This window comes from Arthrobacter woluwensis, from assembly GCF_900105345.1.
Lineage (GTDB): Bacteria > Actinomycetota > Actinomycetes > Actinomycetales > Micrococcaceae > Arthrobacter_E > Arthrobacter_E woluwensis.
Genome location: NZ_FNSN01000003.1, coordinates 2,927,780 through 2,952,775 on the forward strand (window position 1 = coordinate 2,927,780; position 24,996 = coordinate 2,952,775).

General features: G+C 70.8%; 19 protein-coding genes. 6 read left to right on the plus strand and 13 right to left on the minus strand.

What is annotated here, in order from left to right; translation table 11 throughout:
• The first annotated feature begins 28 nt into the window (after positions 1–28).
• Positions 29–526, plus strand: a complete 498-nt coding sequence (locus BLV63_RS13920) for a DUF2505 domain-containing protein (protein WP_066216863.1) — start codon at positions 29–31, stop codon at positions 524–526.
• Positions 527–653: 127 nt separating this feature from the next.
• On the opposite strand, the gene BLV63_RS13925 is transcribed toward BLV63_RS13920, so the two are convergent.
• Positions 654–2,495 (minus strand): ATP-binding cassette domain-containing protein, encoded by a 1,842-nt coding sequence (locus tag BLV63_RS13925; protein ID WP_066216860.1) that lies wholly within the window; start codon positions 2,493–2,495, stop codon positions 654–656.
• A gap of 433 nt (positions 2,496–2,928) precedes the next feature.
• On the opposite strand from BLV63_RS13925, the gene BLV63_RS13930 reads away from it, so the two are divergent.
• Together BLV63_RS13930 and nhaA are read left to right on the plus strand one after the other, a co-directional pair.
• On the plus strand, positions 2,929–3,582 hold the full coding sequence (locus BLV63_RS13930; RefSeq protein ID WP_066216857.1) for a maleylpyruvate isomerase family mycothiol-dependent enzyme: 654 nt from the start codon (positions 2,929–2,931) through the stop codon (positions 3,580–3,582).
• A 132-nt stretch (positions 3,583–3,714) separates the two neighbouring features.
• Entirely contained in the window at positions 3,715–4,983 is a 1,269-nt protein-coding gene (gene nhaA / locus BLV63_RS13935) for a Na+/H+ antiporter NhaA (protein ID WP_066216856.1), read from the plus strand.
• A gap of 49 nt (positions 4,984–5,032) precedes the next feature.
• Here the strand turns inward: nhaA and sufU are convergent, their stop codons facing one another.
• Both sufU and BLV63_RS13945 read right to left on the minus strand, forming a co-directional pair.
• Positions 5,033–5,521 carry a Fe-S cluster assembly sulfur transfer protein SufU gene (sufU, locus tag BLV63_RS13940; protein ID WP_066216853.1) on the minus strand — a complete coding sequence of 163 codons (489 nt, stop codon included), beginning with the start codon at positions 5,519–5,521 and terminating at the stop codon, positions 5,033–5,035.
• Positions 5,521–6,807: a SufS family cysteine desulfurase gene (locus BLV63_RS13945; protein ID WP_066216850.1), complete on the minus strand. Its 1,287-nt coding sequence runs from the start codon at positions 6,805–6,807 to the stop codon at positions 5,521–5,523. Before BLV63_RS13945 ends, sufU begins: the two co-directional genes overlap by 1 nt.
• A gap of 184 nt (positions 6,808–6,991) precedes the next feature.
• Here BLV63_RS13945 and gmd point away from each other — a divergent pair, with 184 nt between their 5' ends.
• Together gmd and BLV63_RS13955 are read left to right on the plus strand one after the other, a co-directional pair.
• Positions 6,992–8,035, plus strand: coding sequence for a GDP-mannose 4,6-dehydratase (gene gmd, locus BLV63_RS13950; protein WP_066216847.1), 1,044 nt, complete (start codon positions 6,992–6,994; stop codon positions 8,033–8,035).
• The gene (locus BLV63_RS13955) at positions 8,032–9,051 is read left to right on the plus strand and encodes a GDP-L-fucose synthase family protein (RefSeq protein ID WP_082724293.1); all 1,020 of its coding nucleotides are present in this window, start codon (positions 8,032–8,034) and stop codon (positions 9,049–9,051) included. The genes gmd and BLV63_RS13955 overlap by 4 nt, the downstream gene beginning before the upstream one ends.
• 89 nt (positions 9,052–9,140) lie before the next feature.
• Here BLV63_RS13955 and BLV63_RS13960 read toward each other — a convergent pair whose 3' ends face one another.
• Together BLV63_RS13960 and BLV63_RS13965 are read right to left on the minus strand one after the other, a co-directional pair.
• Complete coding sequence (locus tag BLV63_RS13960) at positions 9,141–9,905, minus strand: CDP-alcohol phosphatidyltransferase family protein (protein WP_066216844.1); 765 nt, start codon at positions 9,903–9,905, stop codon at positions 9,141–9,143.
• Between the two features lie 71 nt (positions 9,906–9,976).
• The gene (locus BLV63_RS13965) at positions 9,977–11,542 is read right to left on the minus strand and encodes a right-handed parallel beta-helix repeat-containing protein (RefSeq protein ID WP_066216842.1); all 1,566 of its coding nucleotides are present in this window, start codon (positions 11,540–11,542) and stop codon (positions 9,977–9,979) included.
• 86 nt (positions 11,543–11,628) lie between these two features.
• On the opposite strand from BLV63_RS13965, the gene BLV63_RS13970 reads away from it, so the two are divergent.
• Positions 11,629–12,825 carry a glycosyltransferase family 4 protein gene (locus BLV63_RS13970; protein WP_074784318.1) on the plus strand — a complete coding sequence of 399 codons (1,197 nt, stop codon included), beginning with the start codon at positions 11,629–11,631 and terminating at the stop codon, positions 12,823–12,825.
• A gap of 60 nt (positions 12,826–12,885) precedes the next feature.
• Here the strand turns inward: BLV63_RS13970 and BLV63_RS13975 are convergent, their stop codons facing one another.
• The 8 genes from BLV63_RS13975 to BLV63_RS14010 are packed head-to-tail and all read right to left on the minus strand — an operon-like array spanning position 12,886 to position 24,996.
• Positions 12,886–14,346 (minus strand): glycerophosphodiester phosphodiesterase, encoded by a 1,461-nt coding sequence (locus BLV63_RS13975; protein WP_066216837.1) that lies wholly within the window; start codon positions 14,344–14,346, stop codon positions 12,886–12,888.
• Positions 14,333–15,679, minus strand: coding sequence for a glycosyltransferase (locus tag BLV63_RS13980; RefSeq protein ID WP_139244700.1), 1,347 nt, complete (start codon positions 15,677–15,679; stop codon positions 14,333–14,335). The genes BLV63_RS13975 and BLV63_RS13980 overlap by 14 nt, the downstream gene beginning before the upstream one ends.
• 26 nt (positions 15,680–15,705) lie before the next feature.
• Complete coding sequence (locus BLV63_RS13985) at positions 15,706–19,311, minus strand: PKD domain-containing protein (protein WP_074784321.1); 3,606 nt, start codon at positions 19,309–19,311, stop codon at positions 15,706–15,708.
• A 6-nt stretch (positions 19,312–19,317) separates the two neighbouring features.
• Positions 19,318–20,652, minus strand: coding sequence for an O-antigen ligase family protein (locus BLV63_RS13990; protein WP_139244701.1), 1,335 nt, complete (start codon positions 20,650–20,652; stop codon positions 19,318–19,320).
• Positions 20,649–22,277 carry a YveK family protein gene (locus tag BLV63_RS13995; protein ID WP_066216828.1) on the minus strand — a complete coding sequence of 543 codons (1,629 nt, stop codon included), beginning with the start codon at positions 22,275–22,277 and terminating at the stop codon, positions 20,649–20,651. The genes BLV63_RS13990 and BLV63_RS13995 overlap by 4 nt, the downstream gene beginning before the upstream one ends.
• A gap of 1 nt (position 22,278) precedes the next feature.
• Positions 22,279–23,538 carry an MATE family efflux transporter gene (locus BLV63_RS14000; RefSeq protein WP_066216825.1) on the minus strand — a complete coding sequence of 420 codons (1,260 nt, stop codon included), beginning with the start codon at positions 23,536–23,538 and terminating at the stop codon, positions 22,279–22,281.
• Between the two features lie 58 nt (positions 23,539–23,596).
• Positions 23,597–24,523, minus strand: a complete 927-nt coding sequence (locus BLV63_RS14005) for a WecB/TagA/CpsF family glycosyltransferase (RefSeq protein WP_217640454.1) — start codon at positions 24,521–24,523, stop codon at positions 23,597–23,599.
• Complete coding sequence (locus tag BLV63_RS14010) at positions 24,520–24,996, minus strand: FAD synthase family protein (protein ID WP_066216822.1); 477 nt, start codon at positions 24,994–24,996, stop codon at positions 24,520–24,522. The genes BLV63_RS14005 and BLV63_RS14010 overlap by 4 nt, the downstream gene beginning before the upstream one ends.

A 24,996-nucleotide genomic window follows, 5' to 3' on the forward strand; every position in this document is an offset into this window, starting at 1 on the left:
CGCGGGCTCACCCGACCTTGGAGGATCCATGGCCCTGAACGCTTCGACCACCGTGCCCTTCGGACTGCCGGAGGTGGCGGCCGTCCTGGTCGACGAGAACTTCGTCCGCCATGTGAGCGAACTCGTGGGCGGCACCCTGGAGAGTTTCACGATCGACGGCGACACGGCCGCGGCGTTCACCGCCACCGTGGTGCGCACCGTTCCGACGACCCGCCTCCCGGACATCGCCCGCAAGGTGGTGGGCGAAGCGCTCACCGTCACGCAGCGCGAGGCGTGGACCGCTCCCCTGGAGGACGGCAGCCGTCAGGCCGACATCCAGATCTCGATCAGCGGCGCTCCCGTGAGCGCGTCCGCGCTGCAGAAGCTCGTCCCCGTGGACGGCCAGACCCGGATCGACGTCGAGGGTGAAGTGACCTCCTCCATCCCGTTCCTGGGCGGCAAGATCGCCGGCGCGGCCGAGCCCCTGGTCGGCAAGGCCCTCAACCTGCAGGCTCAGCAGGCGCAGTCCTGGCTCGAAAGCCACTGACGCCACTGACGGCGGTTCTCGCCTGAGATTTCCGACACCCTTCCGCTGAAACAGTGAGTTCCCGTCGAAACCGTGTGTTCAACGCACTGTTTCGACGGGAACTCGCTGTTTCGGCGGTGACGCCGGCTCAGCCGAGACTGATCTCCGGGACGTTCCGCTCCCGCCAGCGCGTGCGCAGCCAGCGGTCGTGCGTCGCAATCACGACGGCCCCGGCGAAGGACTCCAGCGCCTCCTCCAGTTCCTCGACCAGAGCCAGGGACAGGTGGTTGCTGGGCTCGTCCAGGAGCAGCACCCTCGGAGGGTCCGCCACGAGGGCCGCCAGCGCCACACGCCGCTGCTGCCCGATGCTGAGCTCGCCGGGGGCCCGCCCCGTGTCCCGCTCGGGAAGCAGCCCGAGGGCCGCGAGCGGCGTGCTCTCGGCTCGTTCGAAGCCCACGGCACGTGCGTACCAGGCGGCAGCGCTCAGGCCGGGGTCGTCGAACACGGTGTCCTGCGCCAGATAGCCCACCGTGGCGCCGTCGGCCCGGAGGATCTCGCCCTCATGCGCGACCCGTCCGGCCAAGGCTTTGAGCAGCGTCGACTTCCCGCTGCCGTTGGCACCCGTCAGGAGCAGCCTGCCGTGCGAGCCGAGCCCGAAGGACACCGGCGCCAGCCGTCCGGGGACGGCCACGCGGTGGGCACGGAGCGCCGCCTCCGCGGCGGGACCCTGCGGCCCGGCGTCATGGTCACCGTGCCGGCCAGGCACCAGGTCCACGCCCGACGACGCCCGCTGGGCCGCTGTCGTCGGTTCCGCCGTCGCCTCATCCACTGCCGGCACGTCGCGCAGAGCCGTGGCGGCGTGGTCGAATCCGGCGAAGCGCAGGGGCTCCGGAGGGCGCCGGACCCGTCCGCTCTCCAGCGTCTCGAGACGGACCCGCGCATTGCGCGCCCGGCGCGCGATGACCCGGGCATCCTTGTCGGCATAGAACTTCCGGGAGGCCCGCGCCTCGGTCCGGGGGTCGGACTTGCGGTTGACGTTGCGCGCCCCCACCTCGATCTCCTCGCGCAGCGCGAGCAGTTCGGCCTGTTCCGCGGCGTAGCGGTCACGCCACTGCCGCATGAGATCCCGGCGCGCACGGAGAGCGCTGCTGTAGTCCCCACCGAAGTGGCGGACCCCCAGCCCGCTGCCGCTGTCGGAGGTCGTGTCGCCCGGCTCCGCCCCGACGGCTCCGGCGGCCCCTGCCGGCCGTGAGGCGCCGGAGGGGACAGCGGGAGAGGCCGGGGCGACCGCGTCGGCCAGCACCACGGCCGGCACAGGCAAGGGGTCCAGGTCCACGATTCGTGTGGCCACCCGGTCCAGGAAGGTGCGGTCGTGACTGGCGAAGAGCACAGGGCCCTTCCAGTCGCGCAAGGCGGATTCCAGATACGCCACGGCGGCGTCATCCAGATGATTGCTCGGCTCGTCGAGCAGCAGCGCGTCCGGCTCCTCCAGGAGGAGGGCCGCGAGCGCCAGCCGGGATCGCTGTCCACCGGACAGCCGTTCCACGGGCGTCCGTTCGTCGAGGCCGGAGAGTCCCAGCCCGGCGAGGACTTCCCCGCGTCGGGCCTGAGCGCTCCAGGCGCCCAGGCGTTCGGCGTCGTCGAGAGCCTGTGCATAGGCGTCCACGTCCTGGCTCTCCAGCGCGGCGAGCGCTTCGAGAGCCGGGCGCTGGGCACGGTCCAGCACCTCGCCGGCGGTGCTGCCGGGAGGTGCGTCGAGCTCCTGGGCGAAGTACCCCAGGCGTTCCGGCCGGAGCACCAGACCCGCATCCGGGCGCTGGGCACCGGCGGCGATGCGCAGCACGGTGGATTTGCCGGAACCGTTCTCCCCGATCAGACCCACCCGCTGTCCCGGAGAGACGGCGAAGGTGATGTCGCTGAGGACGCGGCGTCCGGCGTAGCGCTGGGAGATGCCGTCCAGCGCCAGATGTTGAAGAGTCAAGGCGTGCATGAGAGTCCTTCCGTCAGAACGAAAGTCCCGCCGGCCTGCCACGCTTCACAAGCCCGGATCCCCTGGCGGCCGTCGGACCGAGAACGTCACGGACGGAGGCCCTGGAGCAAGGGCCTGCAGGAGAACCTGGAAAGGGGAGGTGAGACGCAGCCACCGCGCGATCGCCGAGTGCATCCTCCGTCAACGTCCGGAGGGCGGCAGGCGCGGGAATCATCGGCACAGGATGTCAGCGGGACAACGGGCAAAATGGCCAGCTGTCAGCAGGCTGCGTCAGTTCTTCACCTTCCCAGGGTATCAGGGTTTCGGCGCATCCCGGCCGGCCCCCTCCCCTCCGGGCCCTTGCGCTGCTAGGGTCGGCGACAGGGGGACGGCGCATCGGAGCGGCATTCCCGGCACATCAGAGCACGATCCGCCGACCATCGGAAGGGCCGCGATGAACGAGATCTGGGACGTCGTCCACGAGGAGCGCCGCGCGCTGGCGGCCGATCTGGCGGAGCTGGAACCCGAAGCCTGGGACACGCCCTCCCTGTGCCCGGGATGGACGGTCCATGACGTGGTGGCCCATCTCGTGAATGACGCCAAGACCACCTGGGCCGGCTTCGCAGGGGAACTGCTCAAGGCCCGTTTCGACTTCGACGCCCTCAACGAGCACGGCGTCGCCCGTGAGCGCCGGGCAGACCCGCGGGAGACGCTGGAGAACCTCCGGGCCGTGAGCGGGCGCACCAGCAGCGCTCCCGCGCCCCGGGTCACGCGCCTCGTGGAGGCTTTCGTCCATGGCGAGGACATCCGCCGCCCGCTCGGGATCAGCCGCTCCTATCCCCCCGGTCCCCTGCTCGAGGCTCTGAAGCACCAGCTGGCCACGTCCACCGGCTTCGGCGGCGGCAAGGAGCGGGCCGCGGGCGTGATCCTCGAGGCCACCGACACGGACTTCCACGGGCGACCGACCAGCCCGGCGGTGAACGCCGCGCCGGTCGTGCGGGGCAGCACCCTGGCGCTCCTGCTCGCGGTGTCCGGGCGCCCCGTCCGGCCCGGAGAGCTCGACGGCGACGGCGCGTCGGCCTTCGCCGTCACCTCCGGGGACGGCTGAGCGGCCCATCGGGCACCGCATCTGCGGTAAAATGGAGGCTGGTGTGCCGGGAAGTCTGGTCGGCCCACTGCCTCCCGGGGACCATCCCGGACGTGCGGCGGTGGTCAGGAACCGACGACCCTTCAGGAACCCATGCACCAGACATCCACCACCCGCCGCCTGATCCCGGAGCGCCTGCGCGTGACGCGCCTGCTCCGCAACGAGACCACCGGCGGTTTCCTGCTTCTCGCCGCCACCGTGATCGCCTTGCTCTGGGCCAACTCCCCGTGGGGCGCCTCCTATTTCGAACTGCGGGACATCCAGGTCGGGCCCGAGAGCCTGCACCTGAATCTGAGCCTCGGCACCTGGGCGGCCGACGGTCTCCTCGCCGTGTTCTTCTTCCTGGCAGGGCTGGAACTGAAGCGTGAACTCCTGCAAGGCGAGCTGAGTGACCCGCGCAAGGCCCTGGTGCCGGTCGCCGCGGCCGTGGGTGGCGTCGTCGTTCCTGCGGTGCTGTACGTCCTCGTGAACGCCGGAAACCCGGAGGGTCTGGCCGGCTGGGCCATCCCGACGGCCACGGACATCGCCTTCGCCCTGGCCGTGCTCGGCGTGGTCGGCTCGCATCTTCCCGCGGCGCTGCGGACCTTCCTCCTGACGCTCGCGGTGGTGGACGACCTGATCGCGATCGTCATCATCGCGCTCTTCTACGGCGGGGCCCTCCAGATCGGCTACCTCCTGGCGGCGCTGCTCCCCCTCGCGGCCTTCGCGGCGCTCGGCCGGGTGGCCGACGGACGCTGGGCGCGCTGGTGGACGCTGCTCCCCCTCGCCCTGCTCACCTGGGTGCTCGTGCACTCCTCCGGCGTCCACGCCACGGTGGCCGGGGTGCTGCTGGCCTTCACCGTCCCCCTGGGCCGCTCGGCGGCGGAGGCTCCGGCGAACGGCCTCGCCGACCGGCTCGAGCACGGTCTGCGGCCCTTCAGCGCCGGCTTCGCCGTGCCGCTGTTCGCGTTCTTCGCGGCGGGAGTCGCGCTCGGAGGGTTCGACGGCGTGCGGTCGGCTGCCACGGACAGCGTCGCGGTGGGCATCGTCGTGGCGCTCGTCGTGGGCAAGTTCGTGGGCGTGCTCGGGACGTCCTTCGCCCTGACGCGGCTGCCCGGGGTGGCACTGGACAAGTCGGTGCGATGGCTCGACATGGTCGGCGTCGCCCTGCTCACCGGGGTCGGCTTCACGGTGTCCCTGCTCGTCGCGGATCTCTCCTTCGGCGGAGGTCACGGCGGTGAGGGGTCAGCGCATGGCGAGCACGCCAAGGTCGCCATCCTGGCGGCCTCGGTGGTCGCGGCGGTGCTCGGCGCCGTCGTGCTCCGCCTCCGGAACCGGCATCACCGGAGACTGAAGGAGCGCCGCCGCCCGCAAGCGCGCTGAGAAGCCCGCGGCAGGCCGAGGCCCGAGACGGGGCGGGGCGCGCGGCGCGTCAGGCCGCGGTGGACACGGCCTGACGCAGCGCGTCCTCCGCCGCCACCCAGGCGAGCATGGCGCATTTGACGCGGGCCGGGAACTTCGAGACGCCGGAGAGCGCGGCGGCATCGCCGAGTTCTTCGGGATCGCCCTCCACGGTGCCGCGGGAGCGCAGCACCGTGCGGAACTCTTCGATCAGAGTGGCGAGTTCGTCCACCGAGGAGACCTCGCCGGCCAGATCGGTCAGCATCGAGGCGGAGGCCATCGAGATGGAGCAGCCGTTGCCGAGCCATTCGAGCGATTCGATGCGGCGTTCACCGTCGGCGCCGGTGACCGAGAGACGCAGCGTGATCTCGTCACCGCACACCGGGTTCAGCTGGTGGCACTGCCCGGTGCCCGCGGGCCAGGAGGTCTCACAGGCGGCGACTTCGCTCAGGCTCCCGCCGTGACGGGCCTTGGCGTGTTCCAGGATGGTCTGCTGGTACAGCGATTCGAGAGAACTCATCACTTCACTCCGAAGAATCCGCGGACACCGGCGACGCCCTCGAGGAAGGCGTCCACCTCGCCCTCGGTGGTGTACAGGTAGGCGCTGGCGCGGGTCGACGCCGAGAGGCCGTAGCGCCGGTGCAGGGGCTGCGCGCAGTGGTGACCCACGCGGACGGCGATCCCCTGGGCGTCCAGGTACTGGCCGACGTCGTGCGCGTGCACGCCTTCCACGTCGAACGAGACCAGCGCGGCGCGCTCGACGCCGGCGGCCGGGCCGAGCGTCCGGACGCCGGGGATGCGGGCCAGGCCCTCGAGCATCCGCTGCGCGAGGACCTCCTCCCGCGCATGGACGCGATCCATGCCGGTCTCCATCAGGTACCGCGCGGCCGCGGCCATCGCGATGGCCTGCGAGACGGGCTGCGTGCCGGCCTCGAAACGCTGCGGAGCCGGAAGGTACCCCGAGTGTTCCATGGTCACGGTGGTGATCATGGAGCCACCGGTGGTCACCGGCGGCAGGGCGTCCAGCAGTTCCTGGCGGCCGTAGAGGGCGCCGATGCCGGTGGGACCGAGCATCTTGTGACCGGAGAAGACCGCGAAGTCCACGTCGAGGGCCTTCACGTCGAGCGGCAGGTGCGGCGCGGACTGACAGGCGTCCAGGACCACCAGGGCGCCCACCGCGCGGGCCAGGCCGACGAGGTGCGCCACCGGGTTGATGGTGCCGAGGACGTTCGAGACGTGAGTGAACGCGAGGACGCGGGTCCTGGCGTTGATCACGCGGGCGGCCTCGTCCAGGTCCAGGGTGCCCTCGTCGGTCAGCGGAATGTATCGGAGGGTGGCGCCGGTCCGACGGCAGAGTTCCTGCCACGGCACCAGATTGGCGTGGTGCTCCATCTCGGTGACGACGATCTCGTCCCCAGGGCCGAGCGCGAAGCGGCGCGCCTCGGGGGCGACCTCCCCCACGCTCGCGTTGGAGAAGGCGTAGGCGAGGAGGTTGAGGCCCGCGGTCGCGTTGGAGGTCCAGACGATCTCCTCCTCGCGCGCCCCCACGAACTCCGCCACCGTGGCGCGGGCGTCCTCGAAGGCGAGCGTGGCGTGGGCCGCCAGGGTGTGGGCGCCGCGGTGCACGGCGGAGTTCCGCTGTTCGTAGAACTCCTGCTCGGCTTCCAGCACGCTCAGGGGGTTCTGGCTCGTGGCCCCCGAGTCGAGGTAGACGAGCTCCCGCCCGTTCACCGGGTGTGCCAGGAGGGGGAAGTCGTTCCGGATCCGGAGGACTTCCACATCAGTCAGAGGGACGCCGTTGTTCACGTTCCCACCTCCGCCTTATTTAGGAAACATTTGCCTGGTCTATTCTCGCACCACCGGGGCCCGGGGCGCTTCCCAGGACTACCTAAGTACCCGGCACCCCGAATTGCGTAGTCCCTACTCGGGCCTGGCGTTCCGGCGGCCCGTAGCGTGCAGACATCAGCAGGAATCGCTAAGGAGCAGGGACATGGCGAGACGTGCGTTCATCGCTGGAATCACGGGCCAGGACGGGTCTTACCTGGCCGAACTACTACTACTCAAGGGCTATGAGGTCCACGGTCTCATCCGACGCACCTCCGCGTTCAACACGGCCCGCATCGATCATCTCTACGTGGATCCCCACGAGAGCGATGCGCGCCTCTTCCTCCACTACGGGGACATGGACGACGGCGCCCGGCTCGTCACGCTGCTGGCACAGGTCCAGCCGGACGAGGTCTACAACCTGGCCGCCCAATCGCATGTGCGGGTCTCGTTCGACGAGCCGATCCACACCGGCAACACCACCGGACTGGGCACCTCCCGCTTCCTCGAAGCCGTGCGGCTCGCCGGAGTGGACACCCGGTTCTACCAGGCCTCGACCTCCGAGATGTTCGGGGCCTCGCCACCGCCGCAGAACGAGGAGACGCCGTTCTCTCCGCGCTCCCCGTACGGCGCCGCGAAGGTCTACAGCTACTGGATGACCCGCAACTACCGCGAGGCCTACGGCATGTTCGCCGTCAACGGGATCCTGTTCAACCACGAATCCCCGCGGCGCGGCGCCACGTTCGTCACCCGGAAGATCACCCGTGCGGTGGCCTCCATCGCTTCGGGCGCGGCGGAGCGCCTCTATCTGGGCAATCTGGACGCCATCCGCGACTGGGGCTACGCCGCCGAGTACGTCGAGGGCATGTGGCGGATGCTGCAGGTCGATGCCCCGCAGGACTACGTCCTCGCCACGAGCACACCCACCACGGTGCAGCAGTTCCTGGAGTACGCCTTCGGGAGCGTCGGGCTGAACTGGAGGGACCACGTCGAGTTCGACGAGCGGTACCTCCGGCCCACCGAGGTGGACTCCCTCATCGGCGATCCCACGAACGCCCAGGTGGACCTCGGCTGGAAGGCGTCCGTCGGCGCGGAGGACCTGGCCCGCCTCATGGTGGCCCATGACCTGGCCGAGCTCGGCAGCCCCCGCGGGCACGTGGTGGACCAGGTGACTCTCCCGTCGTGGAACGCCAGCCTGGAACTGACATGAGCACTCACACCGGGCTGGACACCCGTGACACCGCGGTCACCAGGGACGCCGGCCAGGACGGCACCGGCATCCTGGACCGGGACGCGCCGTTCTACGTGGCCGGGCACCGCGGACTCATCGGATCGGCGATCTGGCGGCGCCTCGAACGCGCCGGCTTCACGCACCTGATCGGGGTGCCGTCCTCCGAACTCGATCTGCTGGACCGTACGGCGGTGGAGGACTTCTTCGCCGAGCATCAGCCGCGCCATGTGGCCCTGGCCGCCGCCAAGGTGGGCGGGATCCAGGCCAACCACGACTTCCCGGTGGACTTCCTGAGCGAGAATCTCCGGATCCAGGGGAACGTCATGGACAGCGCGGTGCGGCACCGTGTCCACAAACTCCTCTTCCTGGGATCGAGCTGCATCTACCCGCGGTTCGCGCCGCAGCCGATCCCCGAGGACGCGCTGCTCACCGGCAAGCTGGAAGTCACCAACGACGCGTACGCGGTGGCGAAGATCGCCGGGATCCAGTACGTCAAAGCCGTGCGGCGGCAGTACGGGCTGCCCTGGATCAGCGCCATGCCCAGCAACCTCTACGGCCCCGGGGACAACTTCCGGCCGGGCGTCTCCCACGTGCTGCCGGCGCTGATCATGCGGTACCGCCAGGCCCGCGACGACGGCGCGGCCACCGTCACGAACTGGGGCACCGGCACGCCGCTGCGGGAGTTCCTCTACGCGGACGACTGCGCGGACGCCTGCCTCTTCCTCCTGGACCACTACGACGGCGGCCGCCACCTCAACGTCGGAACCGGCGCCGAGATCAGCATCAAGGACCTCGCGGCCCTCATCGCGGACGTCGTCGGCTACGAGGGCGAGACCGTCTGGGACGCCTCGAAGCCGGACGGGACCCCGCGGAAGATGATGGACGTCTCCCGCCTGAGCGGCCTCGGCTGGCGGGCGCGGACCGGCCTGCGGGAAGGCGTCGAGCGCACCGTGCGGTGGCTCGAATCGCACGAGGAGGAAGCACGGACGGCCTGAGACCGAGCGGTCCCAGGCCGTCCGCGGCGCGCCGGCCGCCGCCGTCGTCGTGTGCTCACCGACCGGGCGGCCAGGCGGCGTGGCGCCGCTCAGGTCCGGCCGAAGCCCGAGAGCTCGCGGTACCACTTCGGCAGCGCCAGGCACAGGAAGAGCACATTGCACACGAAGAGGGCGAGGTAAACCCAGTGGAACAGCGCCGGCCAGCCCCACAGCACGAACACGCAGGCCAGCACCCCGTACTCGGTGGGCAGCACGGCCAGCGAGTACAGCACGGAGGAGCTGCCCTCGCCGGCCAGGCGCATGCCGCTGGACCCGCGATGCGCCCGGCGCAGCTGGTCCGTGAGCATGATGGTGCAGAAGAAGAACGCCGCCAGGAAGGCGTACGCCCCGGGCAGCACCAGCCACAGCCCGGATTCCGTGCCGGTGCGCGCCCAGGCGAACAGCACCACGAGGTGGAACAGGGACATCTTGGCGGCGTCCACCACGTGGTCCAGCCATTCGCCGGCGAAACTCCCCCCTCCGCGCAGGCGGGCCAGCTGGCCGTCCGCAGAATCGAAGGCGTAGCCCAGGATCAGCAGCACCGCCACGAGCAGGCCGGTGACCGGCGTGACCGGGGAGAACGCCAGCACGGCGAGCCCCCCGAAAGTGGCCAGCGCGCTGATGGCGGTGACGACGTTGGGCGTCAGGCCCAGCCGGTGAGCCACCGCGGCCAGCACCCGTCCGAACGGACGGTTGAAGAACCGGACGTAGGCGGAGGCACCCTTTGAGGTCTTCTGCTTGCCTTTCAGGATCTGCAAGGACGCGGCGATCCCGCGGTCCTCGCCCCTGCCGGACTGCGTGTCCTGGAGTCCCATGGACAGCCCCTCACTCCCGCTGGCTCACGGTCACCGCACGGTGCCCGGAAGCCGCCACCCCGAAGGCTTTGTCAGCGAAGGTACGCCACACTGGCGGTGGAGTCGAACCCCGCGCTCTTCCAGCCAGGATATGTGACGAGTGCGTTGATGCTGTTGAAACCTTTCTGCGCGCTGGTGTTCAGCGTGTAGGAGTTCCGGCTGAACACGATCCCGGCCGAGGACGCGGTGAGGATGCGGTCCTTGGTGGTCACCACACCGGTGGTGGCCGTGGCCGGGGAGCCGGTCCCCATGTCCACCGTGTTCCCGGAGACCGTCACCTTGCTGAGCAGGTAGGTGCCCCAGGAGCTGGTGCCGCGGTTCCTGGCCTGGAGGCTGATGCCGTTGAGGTTGGAGCGCAGCACGTTCCCGGTGATGGTGACGTCGGACGAGGTGTTCACATCGATCCCGGCGCCCGACCAGAGCCCGGTTCCGCCGCCCCGGCCCATCCTCTTCGCATTGTCCGTGACGGTGTTGTTCGTGATGACGCCACGACGGCTGATCTCATAGCGGATGCCGTCGGCGTAATTGCCCGTGATGGTGTTCGCGTCGACCGTGATGCCGTCCGACTGCACATCGGCCCAGACACCGACGCCCAGGTTTCCCGAGACGATGTTCCGCTGGATCAGGGCGCTCGAGTACGTGGTCTTGATGCCGCCGGACTCCCAGTCGGCGATCCAGTAGCCCGCCGTGTTGTTGCCGGTGACGGTGTTGCCCGTGACGGTGGCGCTGCTGGTCCGGTAGAGGGTCACTCCCAGCTGGCCGTTGCGGATCACCGTGTTGTTCAGGATCTGCGGTCGCACGGCCTGATCGGTCAGGATCCCGACGCCGTGATTGTCGCTCACCGTGTTCCCGGTGACCTTCCAATCGGAGCCGGACACCACGACGGCGCCACGCTGGGACCGGTTGGCGAAGTGCTGGACCGTCAGGCCGGTGAGCTTCACCCCCGCCTGCGTGGACGAGATCGCGGTCTGCAGCTTGGCCATGCGGATGCTGTGGGACACCGGGGTGTTGGCGATCGTCAGGGTGTTGCTCGCGTAGTCGGCGAAGAAGGTCCCGGGCACCACGGCGGCCAGGCTGTTCACGCGACGCAGCCGGGCGCCGTCGTAGAACAGGTCCTCGGCGAAGTTGCAGCTGGTGCTGCCCGCGGTTTCACACTGGCCGGGGCCCGAGTACGCGGCGGGGAGGTTGCCGCGCGACTGCCAGCGGGCCGGCTGACCGGTCACCTGGTACGCGGTCCAGGACTTGAGCGGCTTGGCTCCGTCCACGATCGAACCGGGGAGACCTCTCAGCTCCTGCTGAGCCTTGGGGGCGACGGTGTGGTTGAGGATGTGCCGGCCGGCCGCAAGGCAGATCACGGCGCCTTGGGGCTGCGCGTTGACCGCGTCCGCGATCTCGGTGCCGGGTGCCACCGTGACGGTGCACGCCGGGACGGCCGCTTCGGCGGCGCCCGGCGCGGAGACGGTCAGCAGACCGCCGCCCAGGAGCCCTGCGAGGGCGAGGACGGCGGGGATGCGGCGTCGGGAGGCGCGGTGCTTTCCGCGCTGTTCCCGGGTCTGCGGGGAGGTGTTCAGGGCATGGTTCGATGAACGGTTCGCCATAGGCTCTCTTTGGTGACGGGCGGAGACCGGCGCCCTGGTGTTGTATGAAGTTGGACTCGCCCCTGACAAGTCAAAGGCCGATTCTAGTGAAGATACTGGTAGCTCACAATTACTATCGCTCGGCGCAGCCGTCCGGCGAAGACTCGGTGGTGCGCCAGGAGATGGCCCTGCTGGAGGCCGCCGGACACCGGGTGGGGCACTTCTCCCGGCACTCCGACGACATCGCCCGGATGCCCGTCGCGCGCAAGGCCCTGGTGCCGCTGGGCGTGGTGCATTCCCCGTCCGCACGCCGCGATCTGGCCGGCGTCCTGGAGCGGGAGCGGCCGGACGTGCTGCACGTCCACAACACGTTCCCCCTGCTCAGCCCGTCGATCCTGCTCGCTGCCCGGGACGCGCGCGTCCCCGTGGTCATGACCTTGCACAACTACCGCATGTTCTGCGCCGACGGAACGTTCCTGCGGGACGGGAAGCCGTGCACGGACTGCCTCTCGGGCGCCGGTCCGCTGCCCGGACTGCGCCACGCCTGCTACCGGGGTTCGACGGCGGCGACTCTTCCGCTCACCGTGAGCATCGGGCTTCACCGGGCCCTGGGCACGTGGACCCACGGAGTGACGAAGTTCGTGGTCATGAGCGCTTTCGCCCGCGATCTGTTCGCCTCCCACGGCCTGGATCCGGACCGGATCACCGTCAAACCGCATTTCGTGCCCGCGGCGGCCCCCGAGGACGTGAGTGTTACGTCAGATGACGCGCCCGTGGTGTACCTCGGGCGCCTCTCGCCGGAGAAGGGACCCGACGTCCTGCTGGACGCCTGGCAGGACTCCTTCGGCCCCCTGATCCTGATCGGCGACGGCCCGCTCCGCCCCGCGCTGGAGGCTCAGGCGGCCCGGCGCGGGCTGCGGACCGTGACGTTCCTGGGGGCGCTGCCGCGGGCGGAGGCCATGGCCCGCCTGGGCCGGGCCCGCCTGCTCGTGAATTCCTCCCGGGTCTTCGAGACCTTCGGTCTGAGCGTGGTGGAGGGCTTCGCGCACGGGCTGGGCGCCGTGATCCCGGATCAGGGCGTCTTCCCGGAACTGACCGGCGACGACGGCGCGGCGGTCACCTTCCGCTCCGGGGACCCGGACTCGCTCGCCGGGGTCCTCGCAGACGTCCTGAAGCCCGGGGCGGCGCGCCGCATGGGCCGGGCCGCCCTCGTGCGGCATGCGGAGCACTACGGCGCCGAAGACAATCTGCGGCGGCTCGAAGCCGTGTACAAGGAGGCCGTGGCAGCCGGGGTGCCCGCCTGACAGGCCACCGTGCGCGGTGCCGGTCACGCCTCCCCCGGTTGCGCTCCAGGGGGTCGCGCTTCAGGAGGTCGCCAACACGGCGACATCCCGGAAGCGGACCGTCTGCGGCGTCCGGTAGCCCTTGACGAGCGCGAGGTAGCCCCCCTGCTGACCGCCGTCCTGCGCGGTCGTCTTCCAGGCCGGATCCCCGTCGCGGGACAGCGTGATCCCGGAGGGGGTCGCCTCGAGCCGCAGGGTCGCCCACTCCCCCCGCTTCAAGGCCGCGGTCTGCACCGAGGCGAGCACCCGATCGGAGCCCGCCGAGCCCTGACGCAGCAGCAGGGTGAGTTTCCCCTGGGGGCTCAGCTGTGCCAGGTAGGCGGCCGCGGCAGGCCCGGAGACGAGTGCCGGATCGTCCTGCGCGAGCGCCAGGGCCAGCCCCGCGCCGTCGTCGGGCGCCGGCAGCTCCTCCGGCCAGCAGAGACTGAACGTGCAGCCGTACGACGGAGCAGCGAGGGGACCCAGGGAGCCCAGGACGTAGGTGGCGGCCGAGGCGAAGGCGAAGTCCAGGCCGCGGGACGGCTCATCGAAGCGCGGCTGGTACTTGGGGGTCAGGATCCACGGCAGATCGCCCGTGGCACGGCGGCCCGTGCCGAAATCGTCCTTGACGGCGAGCGCGGTGGAGGCCGTGACGTACGGGTAGTTCGAACACATCAGGCCGCGCACCCCGAGGGCCAGCACCCGCCGGCGCATCGCCCGGGTGTGGATCTCCCAGCAGATCACGGGCTTGCCGAAGGCCACCAGGTCCCGCATGGCCTGGTCGGTGGCGCCGTGGTAGATGCCCAGGAGGTCGAAGCGGTCCTGGTACCGGTCGAACTGGTGGTCGGCGTCGTCCATGAAGTATCCCCACAGGGTGTACCCGCGACGCCGCGCCTCCTTGTAGGACCCCGAGGCCGCCGTCTGCTTCCACACCATGTGGGAGGTGGAGCCCGGGTAGAAGTCCATCAGGTCCAGGACCTCCTTGGCGTGCTCCCCCGTCTTGTCCTCGATGAAGAGCACCGTCCGGTGAGCGAGCGCGTCCAGCACGTCCCGGAAGGCCGGGATGGGCTCGAGAGGCGTGGCCGGGCCGAGCCAGGCCCGGGCGTCGTTGCGGATGACCGCGAGCTCCTCGAAGGTCAGGTCCTTGATGTCGCGGTCCACGCCGGTCATGCGGGACAGGTTGGTGTCGTGGTGGCAGACCAGGACACCGTCCTTGGTCATGTGCACGGAGACCTCGACGGCCATGGCCCCCGCGGCCACGGCCTCCGTGTAGGCCCGCAGCGTGTGCTCGGGCCAGGTGTCGCCCGACCCCCGGTGGGCGATCGCGAACACGTCCTGGGCCAGGAGTTCATCCAGCGTCGTGGTGGTGCGGGTGGGAGTCGGCGTCACCCCCGGCGGCACGACGGCGCTCGCCGAGCAGGCGGTCAGCAGGCCCGTGGCGCCGAGCATGGCGAGCTGCAGGAAGCGCCGCCTGCCGAAGCCCGCCTCCTCACGGGGTGACATGATCCGCCGTCCTCTGCGGGTGGGCTGCCCGGGCGTCGAGCGCCCTGCGATACCAGTCTCCGACGCGTGCCGTGAAGGCCTCCTGGGTCCAGGATGCGGGATCCGGGAGCGGCCACGCGGCGCTGCCGTGCCGGCCGGGCCGCCGGGTGTTCGGACGCAGGGTGTCCAGACGCAGCGTGTCCAGACGCTCGCACAGGTCCGCCACGACGTTCCGGCTCACGGGCGCGGCCTGCCCCCGCTCGGCGAGGAACGACGGCGGACCGCCCAGATCCACGCACACCACGGGCAGGCCGTGACTCAACGCCTCCCCGACCACCCAGCCGCAGGAGTCGTGCAGGGAGGGGAAGAGCAGCGCGTCGGCGAGGCCCATGAGACGGAGGACCTCGGGGCGCTCCACCTGACCCAGGAAGTGGACCCGCTGTTCCAGGCCCCGGCGGCGTGCCATGGCCTCCAGCCACTCGCGTTCCGGGCCGTCGCCCACGAAGGTGAGAGACCACTGCGGGCTTTCCGCCACGGCGGCCAGGGCCAGCCGGACGCCCTTCCACGCGACGAGGCGGCCCACGAACAGCGCGTTCAGCTCCAGGGGCGCCCCGTGGCCGCCGGGCCCGGGTGCTGACGCTGTGGCGTCGCGGTGGGCCGGTGTCGCGGCCGGGGCGGGGGAACCGCCGGGTTCCGGTTCACCGAGCACGACGTTCGGCGCGATCAGCACCTCACCCGCACTGTGGAAACGGCGCGCCGTGTCCGCGTTGAGGGCCACCGTGACGGCGGCGCGGGCCGCCGTCGTGCCCGTGGAGAGGCGCCGCACGGTGCGCGTGGCGGCGCTCCGCAGCAGCTCATGGACCGTGCCGCGGATTCCGAGCCAGCGCCACAGCTCCGGCGGCACATAGCTCGCCCCGCCCACGGGACCCCAGACGAGAGGGATCTCGCGGGACAGGGATGACAGTCCGCACGGCATCCAGTCGACGGCGAACGTGGCGTGATGCAGCAGCGTGAAGTGATGTTCGCCGTGCAGTCGCCGGGCCACCCGCGCGGCTTCGCGCTGCCACAGCGGGTAATACCAGTAGACGTCCCGGTGCCGGCGCTTGGCGCGGAGGTAGCGGTCCGGGAGGTCGACGTAGACGGGCCTCACCCGGGAGGCCAGGAAGCTGTCGGCGGCCAGGGCCCGGGCGATCGCGGGCGCGAACCGCTCCCGTGTCATGACCCAGACCCTGGCGTGGCGGGCGGCGGCCTGAACCACCGCCCACCCCGCCCCGGGCTCGGATCCGAGCCCGGGGCCGCAGGCGTAGGCGCTGATGAGCACCCGTGGCAGCCCCTGCCCTGCTGGTGCACTCATGGTCTTGCTCCTTCGCGATTCAGCGGTCAGCGCGGCGTGGTGACCAGGTAGTCCGTCACGCGTGCCTGAACGGGTGCATTGGTGGAGGAGCCGGACAGCGTGGTCCGCAGTGCGGGCGAGCCCGCCGCCTGCAGTCCGGCCGTGCCGTCCGTGGTGCTCAGCTGCCATGCGCCGGGTTCGGCGCCACTGCTGTCCCAGGCTTTCGCCTTGAGCGTCGTGGTGCCGGAACCGGAGACCAGGAACTTCACCTGGAGCGTGTTGCCGGCGGCCGGGGTGGCCGCCAGGACCTGGGTTTCGGGGACCAGGACGGTCTCCGTTCCCGCGCTGTCCACCCGGATCAGGGAGAGGTACACGCGGCCCGCCGCGATGTACCGGACCTTGGCCCGGTAGGCGCCCTGGCCCGCGATGGTCCGGGAGTCCACGCTCACGTAGACGCCACCGCCCGTCGCCGGCTTGTCCAGGGACAGACCCAGGCTGACCTCCGTGTCCTGTGCGGAGAAGGAGTTCAGCGCCGCGCCGGTCTGGTTGCCCGCCGTCAGCATGGTCAGGGTGCCCTGCCCGCCGCTGACCGCGTACCGGCTGGCCGTGCCGCTCACCGTCCACGCGCCGCCCTTGTCCGCCGTGCCCCAGCCGTTGGTGACGGTCCGCGCGAAGGTGTCCTTCGCCAGGACCGTGCCGGCCGGGACCGCATTGCTCAGATCCAGCTGCTTGCTGGCGCTGGCCGTGCCGCCGCGGTTGTCCGTCACGGTGACCGTGGCGGTGTACACGCCAGGGGCCGAGTACGTGTGGCTCGGCGTGACGCCGGTGCCCGTCGTGCCGTCCCCGAAGGTCCAGGCGTAGGAGACGATGCTCCCGTCCGAATCGCTCGAGGCCGAGGCGTCGAACGCGCAGGCGAGCTGCGTGCAGGACGCGGCGGCACTCGCCACGGGCGGCTGGTTGGCCGGCTGCGGCGCGACGGTGACGGTGGTTCCGGCACTGTTCTGCGCGCCGTCGTTGTCCGTGACCGTCACGGTGGCCGTGTACGTTCCGGCCGCGGCGTAACTGTGCTGCGGTGTGGCGCCGGTGCCCGTCGTGCCGTCCCCGAAGGTCCAGGCGTAGGAGGCGATGGTGCCGTCCGGATCACTCGAGGCCGAGGCGTCGAAGTCACAGACCAGATAGGTGCACGACGACGTCGCGCTGGCCACCGGCGGCTGGTTCGGCGCCGTCGTGGTCACCGTCTGGCTGGTCACCGTGGTGGCCCCGAGATTGTCCTTCACCGTGAGCCGCACGTTCCACGTGCCCGCCGAGGCGTAGGTGTGACTCGTGTTCACGCCGGTCCCCGTGGCTCCGTCACCGAAGTCCCACGTGTAGGAGGTGATGGTGCCGTCCGGATCGTTCGACGCCGAGGCGTTGAACGAGCAGGCCATGAGCGTGCAGGACGGCGTGAAGGCCGCCACGGGCGCCTGATTGCCACGGCCCAGCGAGTTGTGCCAGGCCACCTGTGAGGCGTCCAGGGCCGAGGAGTACACGGCCACCTGGGACACGCGTCCCACGATGCCCTGGTTCAGCGGCTGGTTGGGCCAGGCGCCGAGGTTGTTCGCACCGATCCGCCAGTACCCGGTGTAGCCCTCGGCACCGGCCGCCGGGGACGAGCCCTGACTGACGCCGTCGACGTAGAGCGTCGCGTTGCCGCCGCCGAGCGTGCCGACCAGGTGGTGCCACTTGCCGTCGTTGACGGCGCTGCCGCCGCGGACGGTCACCACGTAGCCGGGGTAGACGCCGAAGACCGGACGCCCGCCGCTGTCCACGTAGAGGTGGCGGTCGTACTGACTGCTGCTCCCGCTCGACGTGTTCCCGAAGCCGACGACCTTCCCGCCCAGGAGACTCGTGGTGTTGATCCACGCCTCGACGGAGAACGTGTTCGGTCCGGAGAGCTGCACCGAGCTGTTCAGGCTCGCATTCGAGTTCTGGATGTTCACGGACTTGGAGGTGGCGTTCGGGCCGGCGGAACCGAGCTGGGTCCGGTTGCTGCCGGTGAGGTTGTTGCCGGCGATCGCATCGTGGGCGGACGTGCCGCTGCTCTCATCCGTGGGCCAGAAGTACTGCGCCCCGTCCGCCACCACATTGTCCGAGTAACCGGCGTTCTGGCTGGCCACGGTGATGTAGGGGGTCCAGTAGGACGTGACCACATTCGTGCCGTCCGTGACCTCCACCCGGTACGCGACCTGGCTGCCCGGGGACAGACCCGGGTCCGTGATGCGGTAGCTGGGGATGTCCCAGAACCGGGAGCGGACCGTGCGGACGTCCAGCGGGGTGCTGGAGCCGTTGCGGAACACCTTGTAGTTCAGGTATTCGTCGTCGTTGTCCAGGGTCGCGGTGACCCGGACGTCCACTTGGCCCGCCCGGAGGCTGGCCGCCGACGGGGTGGCGGGCTTCTTCGGCGGGGCGTCGCTCTCCGAGCCGAACATGGTCAGGCCCTGCTGCCCCACCCCGTTGACCGTGGTGAAGTCGCCGCCCACCCAGAGGTGCTGGCCGTCCGTGGCCATGTCCCAGGGGCCGACGTAGGTGCTGGGCCCGGCGTTGGTCTGCGGGTACCAGCCCTGCACGTCGCCCGTGTCCGGCTTCTCGGCCAGGAGGAACCGGTTCGGGCCCTGCGGGAAGCCGCCCATGGAGCTGCAGTCGTGGGCGTGGGAGCCCTTGTAGAGCCACTCCCCCACGAAGACGATCGCCTCCGTGGCGCCCAGGCAGGTGTTCTTCCAGTTGAGCTGGCCGGTGCCGATCGACGCGGACCAGGTGCCGTCGAAGCAGCCGCCGCCGTCGCCGGCATTCGCGAAGTACACATTGTCACCGTGGGTGATGATGTCCTCCACCTTGGTCCAGCAGGAACCGGTCCGGTCCGGCAGCGTCGACGCCGCGGGGAACGGGAGCAGGGCACCCTGCTGGGCGTCGACGAGGGCCACGCTTTCACGGTGCACGCTGCCCACGTAGGCGAACTTGCCGCCGAGGTAGACCTTGCTGCCGTCCGGGGACGCCTTGACGGAGTTCACATCGGCGTCCGGTGCGGGATTCCACGGCAGGAGCGCGCCATCGCTGGCCTGCACGGCCGCGGCCCTCGGACGGTCGACACCGGCCACCTGGGTGAAGCTGCCACCGAAGTAGATGGTCGGACCGGCGACGTCGATGGTGCTGACGCGGTACGCCACGTACGGCTTGAAGGCCGGGCGCAGAGTGAGGCTCGCGGTGTCGATGGCGGCGATGCGGCCACGGGCCGCCCCGTAGATCTGGGTGAAATCACCGCCCGCATAGACGGTGGTGCCGTCCGCGGACGCGGTGAGGGACCAGACCTTGCCGTTCGGCTGCGGCGCGCTGCCGAGCAGGTCACCCGTGGCGGCGTCGAACACGGCCAGATACGTCCGCGAGGTCTCCGAGACCCCGGCGGCGGCGCCCGGTGGGCGGACCGTGGTGAATTCGCCGCCCACGAAGACCTTCCCGGCCGCATACGCGACGGCACGGACGGTGGCATTGGTCTGCCAGGTCGGAGTGGACAGCGCCGACAAGGTGGTCTGCTTCGCCCACGCGGGGGCGGCGGTCATGCCCAGGACCACGGCCACCGCAGCGATTCCCACGGCCAGACGCCTGAGGATGCTTTTCATGATGGATCACTTTCTCCCCGAGAGGATGCTGAACCTGGGACCCCGGGACACGTCACCGGCCGGGAGGCCCTTGGTGTGGAACCTCCCGCACAGCGAGAGCTGCGCGGAGGCCAGGAGCAGGAGCGTCATGGATGACAGGTCACACAGGCCGCTCTCATTGATGGACGCCACGAGGACGTAGCCGCACAGGAAGGCGGCGACGGCGCGGGCGCCCGGCTCCGGGGTCCGGAGCGCGTAGACGAGGGCGGCGAGGGTCGCCGCCACGATGAGCACCAGACCCACCAGGCCGGATTCCCAATAGGAGTCCAGCCAGCTGTTGTCGATGGCCATGTAGTTGATGTCCCCTTCGCCGCGGCGCAGGAGGATCCGCTTCTCCCCCAGCCCGTGACCGAACCAGCGGGTGAGGTCCGTCATGGGCTGCGAAAGGATGAAATCCCAGACCAGCGTGCGCCCGCTCAGGCGTTCCAGCTGGCTGGTGTCCTGGCCGCGGAGGGCCCAGGTCGAAATGGTGCCCAGGAAGGGCGCGGCCGCCACGCAGGCCGCGAGGAACACGGCGGCGATCCGCCGGGCGCCCTGATGCCGGCGCAGCGCCAGCGCGGCCAGGAGCAGGCCGGTGAGGGCCGCCAGAGGCGCCGTGCGGGTGCGGCTGAGCACGATCAACGCGGCTCCCAGCGCGACGGCGGCGAGGGCCACCGGCAGCGGGAGCAGGCGCAAGGCCCAGAGCAGGATGCCGAGGCCCAGGACGACGGCGCCGATCTCACCCACCCGGGGCGGCATCATCGGCATGATCGCGCCCATGAGCCGGCCGCCCTGAGCGAAATTCCGGCCGTCGAGCCACGCTTGCGAGGGCAGGAGCACCATGCCGGCGAGCACGCTGAACCCCAGCACCAGGTGGACGCCGAACATGATCCGCACGAAGGTGTGCGCCCGGTCTTTGATGAGGGGGAACAGCAGCACCAGCACGGCGATCCCGGCCATGAACCTGCCGGCCCGGACCATGATGGTCAGACTCGACGGCAGCAGCAGCGAACTCAGGATGACCGCAACGGTGAACAGCAGGTAGATCCGGAAGACCGGTGGGACCGCCAGCCGCGTCCGCGGCGGCGTCAACACCACGAGCCCGAGCAGGCAGGCGAGCAGGACCACGCCCTTGAGCAGGCTGCTGCTGTCCGTGCCGCCCAGCGAATCCGAGCGGGACCACGGCTGCACGCTGAGCTCCAGGAGAAGCCACACGAGCGTCACGACGACGGTCGCGGCCACCGGGCCCAGGACGGTCCGGTCACGGGCGGGCCCGCGCGCATCGGCCAGGCGCCGGGGGCCCGGAACCGTCACGGCGCTCATGACCGCGCCCTCGCCGGGGTGCGGCCGGACACCCGGGCCTTTCCGGCCCTCGCGGATGCCGGACCGGCCCCGTGACCGGAGTCCTGCCCGGAGTCCCGGTCCTCACCGGCGGAAGGCTCCGGGCCGGACGACACCGCGGTCAGCCCAGCCCGCTTCGGCGCCCGGGTCTTCCGGCGGGAAGGGAACCAGCGGAAGCGGCGCGGCGCCTTGGTGAGCACGACGGCGGCGACATCCAGCCCGGACATCCGAAGCTGGTCCACCGCGTCGAACAGGCCGTCCGCGCTGTCCATGCCTTCTTCGACGGACAGGAGGACCGGACCCCCGAAATGCTCGGGCAAGGAGGCGTGCCCCTCGGCGGAGGAGGTGATCGGGTCCCCCCCGACGATCGTGACCATGTCACCCTGCAGCGTCCGCGAACTGGACGCCAGGTAACTCGCCTGGTTCAGCGACAATCCGTTGACCCGGCGTCGGGCCGCGCCGTCGAGCTCCTCAAGGCCCGCCGCGGATACGGCGTCGGCCCCGCTCAGCTTCCCCGCGGCCTCCCCCGACTCCGTGTACAGGAGCAGCGAGTGCCCGGCGTGGGCCGCCGCTTCGGCCACGGCGGTCGCGGCCCGCAGGCCCGACGCCGGGCTGGACAGGGCCTGGACGGCGACCACGCGGCTGCCCGTCTGACTCTGCCCGAGGGGCAGGATGCGGGACAGCGTCCGCCAGAGCAGCGGTCCCAGGGCCGGATCCCCGGCGCTTCGTTCGGCAAACACGGCGACTCCTTCAAGGGTGCGGACGATGTCCAGACGATCAGTGATGCGGGGTGAGACCTGACGGCGCACGGCCGCGGTGACGATCCCCAGGCCCAGGCCACCGGCCAGTCCCAGGAGCCCGTAGACCACGAGGCTCAGGGAACGGCTGGTCTTGTCGGCGCTGGCCCTCTCGAGGACGGATCCGCCGCCCTTGAAGTCCAGGGCCATGGCGGTCAGCGAGGCCGCGGTGCCGCGCGCCTGCTCGGCCTGCTTGAGCAGTTCCTGCTGCCGCGCCACGAGGGACGCGCCGGTGCTCGTGTTCGCCCCGCCGGCCCCCTGGATGCTCTTGTCCAGGGCCTTCGCGGCGCTCGCGGACGCATCGGCCTGCTCGGTGTACTGGCCGGCCAGCTTGTTCATGCTCGCCTTCCCCAGTTCGGCCCGGTAGGCGAGGTAGGAACTGGCGACCGCGTTGGCGTAGTCCGCGGCCTCCTTCGCCGACGGGCCCTGGGCCGTGATGGTGAAGGAGTTGTCCGTGGCCGGGCTCGCCTTCACGGATTCGGCCATGTCCCGGGCCGCCGTGCCGTCCACCCCGAGGGCGTCCGAGGCGGCGTTCGTGATGACGGGGCTGGCGATGATGATCGCCTGGGTCTCCGCCGGGAGTTCCAGGGCCAGCGGCCCCGTCTTGTCGATCACGCCCTGGATGCCGATGTTGCTGGGCAGGCTGTAGGTTCCGGTCACCACGCTCGTTCGGGCGGTGAAGGTGACCGGCTGCTTGTACCCGTACCCGAGTCCTCCGAGCACCCCTGCCAGGGTGATCAGCAGGATCAGGACATACTGCGTGGTGAACAGCTTCCTGAGCGCGTAGACCACGGACCATCCGCCGTTCATCTCAGGCCCCCTTTCCCATCAGGACGGTTCCGGGCAGCGCTGCGGACGCCGCCTCGGCACACCCTCTCCGGTACTGCACGGCCCAGAGCCAGGCGGACAGCGCCGCCGCCACCGCCATCGACCAGGCCGCTCCGTCGGCCGCCGCGAGCACGGCTCCGAGCAGGCCGGCCACGGTCGAGAGCCCCGACGTGAGCGCACGGGTCACGAAGCCCCGGTGGGCCTGTCCCATGGCGCGCAGCATCACGGCGTCCCCGGTCCGCAGGCCGTTGCCCACCTGGACCAGGACGAGCGGCAGCACCAGCACGGCGGCGGCCGGCCAGTGCGGGCCGAGCAGCGCCGTCGTCCACGTCATCGGCAGGAGCAGCAGGACCAGGCCCCACACGGCCGCTCCCCCGGCGACCAGGCCGGAGGACCCGTGCCGGACGCGGTTCACGCTCTCCCGGCCGGCCCGGAGCGCGCGTGCCGCCTCCGGGACGGCCACCACCCCAACGCCCTGCACCAGGACGAACACCGGCCCCAGCGCCACCATGGCGAGCTTCAGCTGGCCGAGGGCCGCCATGCCCGCCACGGCCGCGATGGCGGCGAAGAGGATCTGCTGTGCGCCGTTCACGGCGAGGTTCTCCCCCAGGTACCGGGTCCACAGGGCGCGGTGTTCCCTGGCCCAGGCAGGCATCTTCGCGGGCCTGGGCCAGAGCCTGGCCTGGAGGAGTCCGCAGACCGCAGCGGCGGTCCCGGCCAGTCCCCAGGCGAGCACATAGGCGGCGACGGAGTGGGAGCCGGAGAGCAGGAGCCCGGCGAATCCGGGGATCATGAAGAGGAGCCAGAGCAGGTCGTTGAGGAACGCGCTGGCGCCGCGTGCCCCGCTGAAGAACACCTGCCGCCAGGCGTCCTGAAGCAGGAGTCCGGGCAGGCTCACCGCGAGCGCGAGGGTCAGGGCGCGGGCGCCTGCGTCCAGGAACGGCGTCGCCGCGGCGACCAGCGCCGCCAGTCCTGTGCCGAGCACCAGCGCGGTGCCCGTGCTGCGTCCCGCGGCGGCGCGCGCCGGTTCGCCGTCGACTGCGGAATACCGCACCGCGTACGGTTCCGTGGACAGCGACCGCGAGATCCCCAGCGCCAGGGAGTAACCGGCGAACGCCAGCGCGTAGGCGCCGAAGTCCGCCAGAGGGACGGCGCGCGCCACGACGATCCCCATCGCGAAATTGCCGGCACTGTTGAGCACCTGATCGGCGATGCCCCAGCTCGCCCTGTGCCAGAGTTTCACGGTTCCCGGGGCCCCTGCCCCCGGATGCGCTGCGCTGTGTCGAGACCTGGTGTTCATGTCAGGGTGTCCTTGCTCCTGGGTCCCGGGACGGGCCGGTCAGCAGATGCGGGGGGTCTCCCACGATCCCCGCCAGGAACCGGGGGATCACTTTGCTGTACCGGGGCCAGAGGCGCTTGGGCTCCTGCAGGAGCCGGTAGCTCCATTCGAGGCCGCTGCGCTGCATCCAGCGCGGCGCCCGGCCCACGGTCCCGGCGTTCATGGCGAACGCGCCGCCGACGCCGAACGCGACCGGCACGGTGAGCCGGTGGTTGTGGCTCCCCAGCCAGGCCTCCTGTTTGGGGGCGCCGAGGCCCACCCACAGGAAGGTGGCGCCCGAGGCGTTGATGTCCTGGACGATCCGCTCGTCCTCGTCCTCGCTGAGGGCGCGGAACGGCGGGCAGTGCCAGCCCGCCACCTGCAGTCCGGGGATGTTCTCCTCCAGGCGGCCGATGAGCGCTCTCATGGTCTCCTCGTCGCCGCCGAGGAAGTAGTTGGACCAGCCGCGCTCGGCGGAGAGCCGCAGCACGGCCGGCATGAGCTCGGGCCCGGGGACCCGGTCGATCACCTGCGAACCCGCCCAGCGGCCCGACCACACCAGCGGCATCCCGTCGGGCACCGTCAGCAGCGAGTCGTTGAGCACGTCCCGCAGGGCGCCGTCGTCGCGGGCGTGGAGCAGGGCGTTCGCGTCGCTCACGCAGACGTAGCCGTGCCGCGAGCCGTCGACGCACTCCTCCACGAGGGCGACCGCCCGTCGCATGTTCACGCAGCTGACGTGCACGCCCATGATGTCCACGCGCGAGTGCGTGCGGTTCACGGTGCCGTGCGGCGACGGGGTCGCGTGCTGTGCGGGTGTCCTGTGCTGTGCGGGTGTCCTGTGCTGTGCCGGGGCCATCGCGGAGGCCTTCCGTTCGGGGTGCACGACGCCGCGCGGCTCGGTCGCGCTCATGGCGTCACCTGGCCGATCGGCAGCTGTGCGGGGGCCGGGGCCGCGGAGCGGTCCAGGAGGTCGAGGGCCCTGCGGAGCGCGGTGCTCGAGGTGTGCAGGGTGTACGGGAGGTAGACGATCTCGACGCCGAGAGGCTCGAACAGCTGCTCCAGGGCGTCCCCGGCCGGGGTGCCCTGCCAGTCGTCGCCCTTGAAGATGGCGTCGAAGTGGACCTGTTCCCACACCTCGGTCTTGCTCGGGACCGCTTCGAGAATCCCCTCGTCCACGATGTTCAACGAGGAGACGATGTCGAGGCGTTCGTGCTCGGGGACGACGGGCGTGAAGCCCTTCCGTTCCCGGACGAGGTCGTCGCTGACGACGCCCGCCACGAGGTATTCGCAGTGCTGGCGGGCCTGCCGCAGGAGGTTCAGATGCCCCACGTGGAAGAGGTCGTAGACCCCGGGGACGTAACCGATCCGATGGATGACGGGCAT

What these genes read in the sequence shown, in the direction of transcription:
- BLV63_RS13920 (WP_066216863.1), top strand. Translation starts at nt 29, where the DNA reads ATGGCCCTGAACGCTTCGACCACCGTGCCCTTCGGACTGCCGGAGGTG.
- BLV63_RS13925 (WP_066216860.1), bottom strand. Translation starts at nt 2,495, where the DNA reads ATGCACGCCTTGACTCTTCAACATCTGGCGCTGGACGGCATCTCCCAG.
- BLV63_RS13930 (WP_066216857.1), top strand. Translation starts at nt 2,929, where the DNA reads ATGAACGAGATCTGGGACGTCGTCCACGAGGAGCGCCGCGCGCTGGCG.
- nhaA (WP_066216856.1), top strand. Translation starts at nt 3,715, where the DNA reads ATGCACCAGACATCCACCACCCGCCGCCTGATCCCGGAGCGCCTGCGC.
- sufU (WP_066216853.1), bottom strand. Translation starts at nt 5,521, where the DNA reads ATGAGTTCTCTCGAATCGCTGTACCAGCAGACCATCCTGGAACACGCC.
- gmd (WP_066216847.1), top strand. Translation starts at nt 6,992, where the DNA reads ATGGCGAGACGTGCGTTCATCGCTGGAATCACGGGCCAGGACGGGTCT.
- BLV63_RS13955 (WP_082724293.1), top strand. Translation starts at nt 8,032, where the DNA reads ATGAGCACTCACACCGGGCTGGACACCCGTGACACCGCGGTCACCAGG.
- BLV63_RS13960 (WP_066216844.1), bottom strand. Translation starts at nt 9,905, where the DNA reads ATGGGACTCCAGGACACGCAGTCCGGCAGGGGCGAGGACCGCGGGATC.
- BLV63_RS13965 (WP_066216842.1), bottom strand. Translation starts at nt 11,542, where the DNA reads ATGGCGAACCGTTCATCGAACCATGCCCTGAACACCTCCCCGCAGACC.
- BLV63_RS13975 (WP_066216837.1), bottom strand. Translation starts at nt 14,346, where the DNA reads ATGTCACCCCGTGAGGAGGCGGGCTTCGGCAGGCGGCGCTTCCTGCAG.
- BLV63_RS13980 (WP_139244700.1), bottom strand. Translation starts at nt 15,679, where the DNA reads ATGAGTGCACCAGCAGGGCAGGGGCTGCCACGGGTGCTCATCAGCGCC.
- BLV63_RS13985 (WP_074784321.1), bottom strand. Translation starts at nt 19,311, where the DNA reads ATGAAAAGCATCCTCAGGCGTCTGGCCGTGGGAATCGCTGCGGTGGCC.
- BLV63_RS13990 (WP_139244701.1), bottom strand. Translation starts at nt 20,652, where the DNA reads ATGAGCGCCGTGACGGTTCCGGGCCCCCGGCGCCTGGCCGATGCGCGC.
- BLV63_RS13995 (WP_066216828.1), bottom strand. Translation starts at nt 22,277, where the DNA reads ATGAACGGCGGATGGTCCGTGGTCTACGCGCTCAGGAAGCTGTTCACC.
- BLV63_RS14005 (WP_217640454.1), bottom strand. Translation starts at nt 24,523, where the DNA reads ATGAGCGCGACCGAGCCGCGCGGCGTCGTGCACCCCGAACGGAAGGCC.
- BLV63_RS14010 (WP_066216822.1), bottom strand. Translation starts at nt 24,996, where the DNA reads ATGCCCGTCATCCATCGGATCGGTTACGTCCCCGGGGTCTACGACCTC.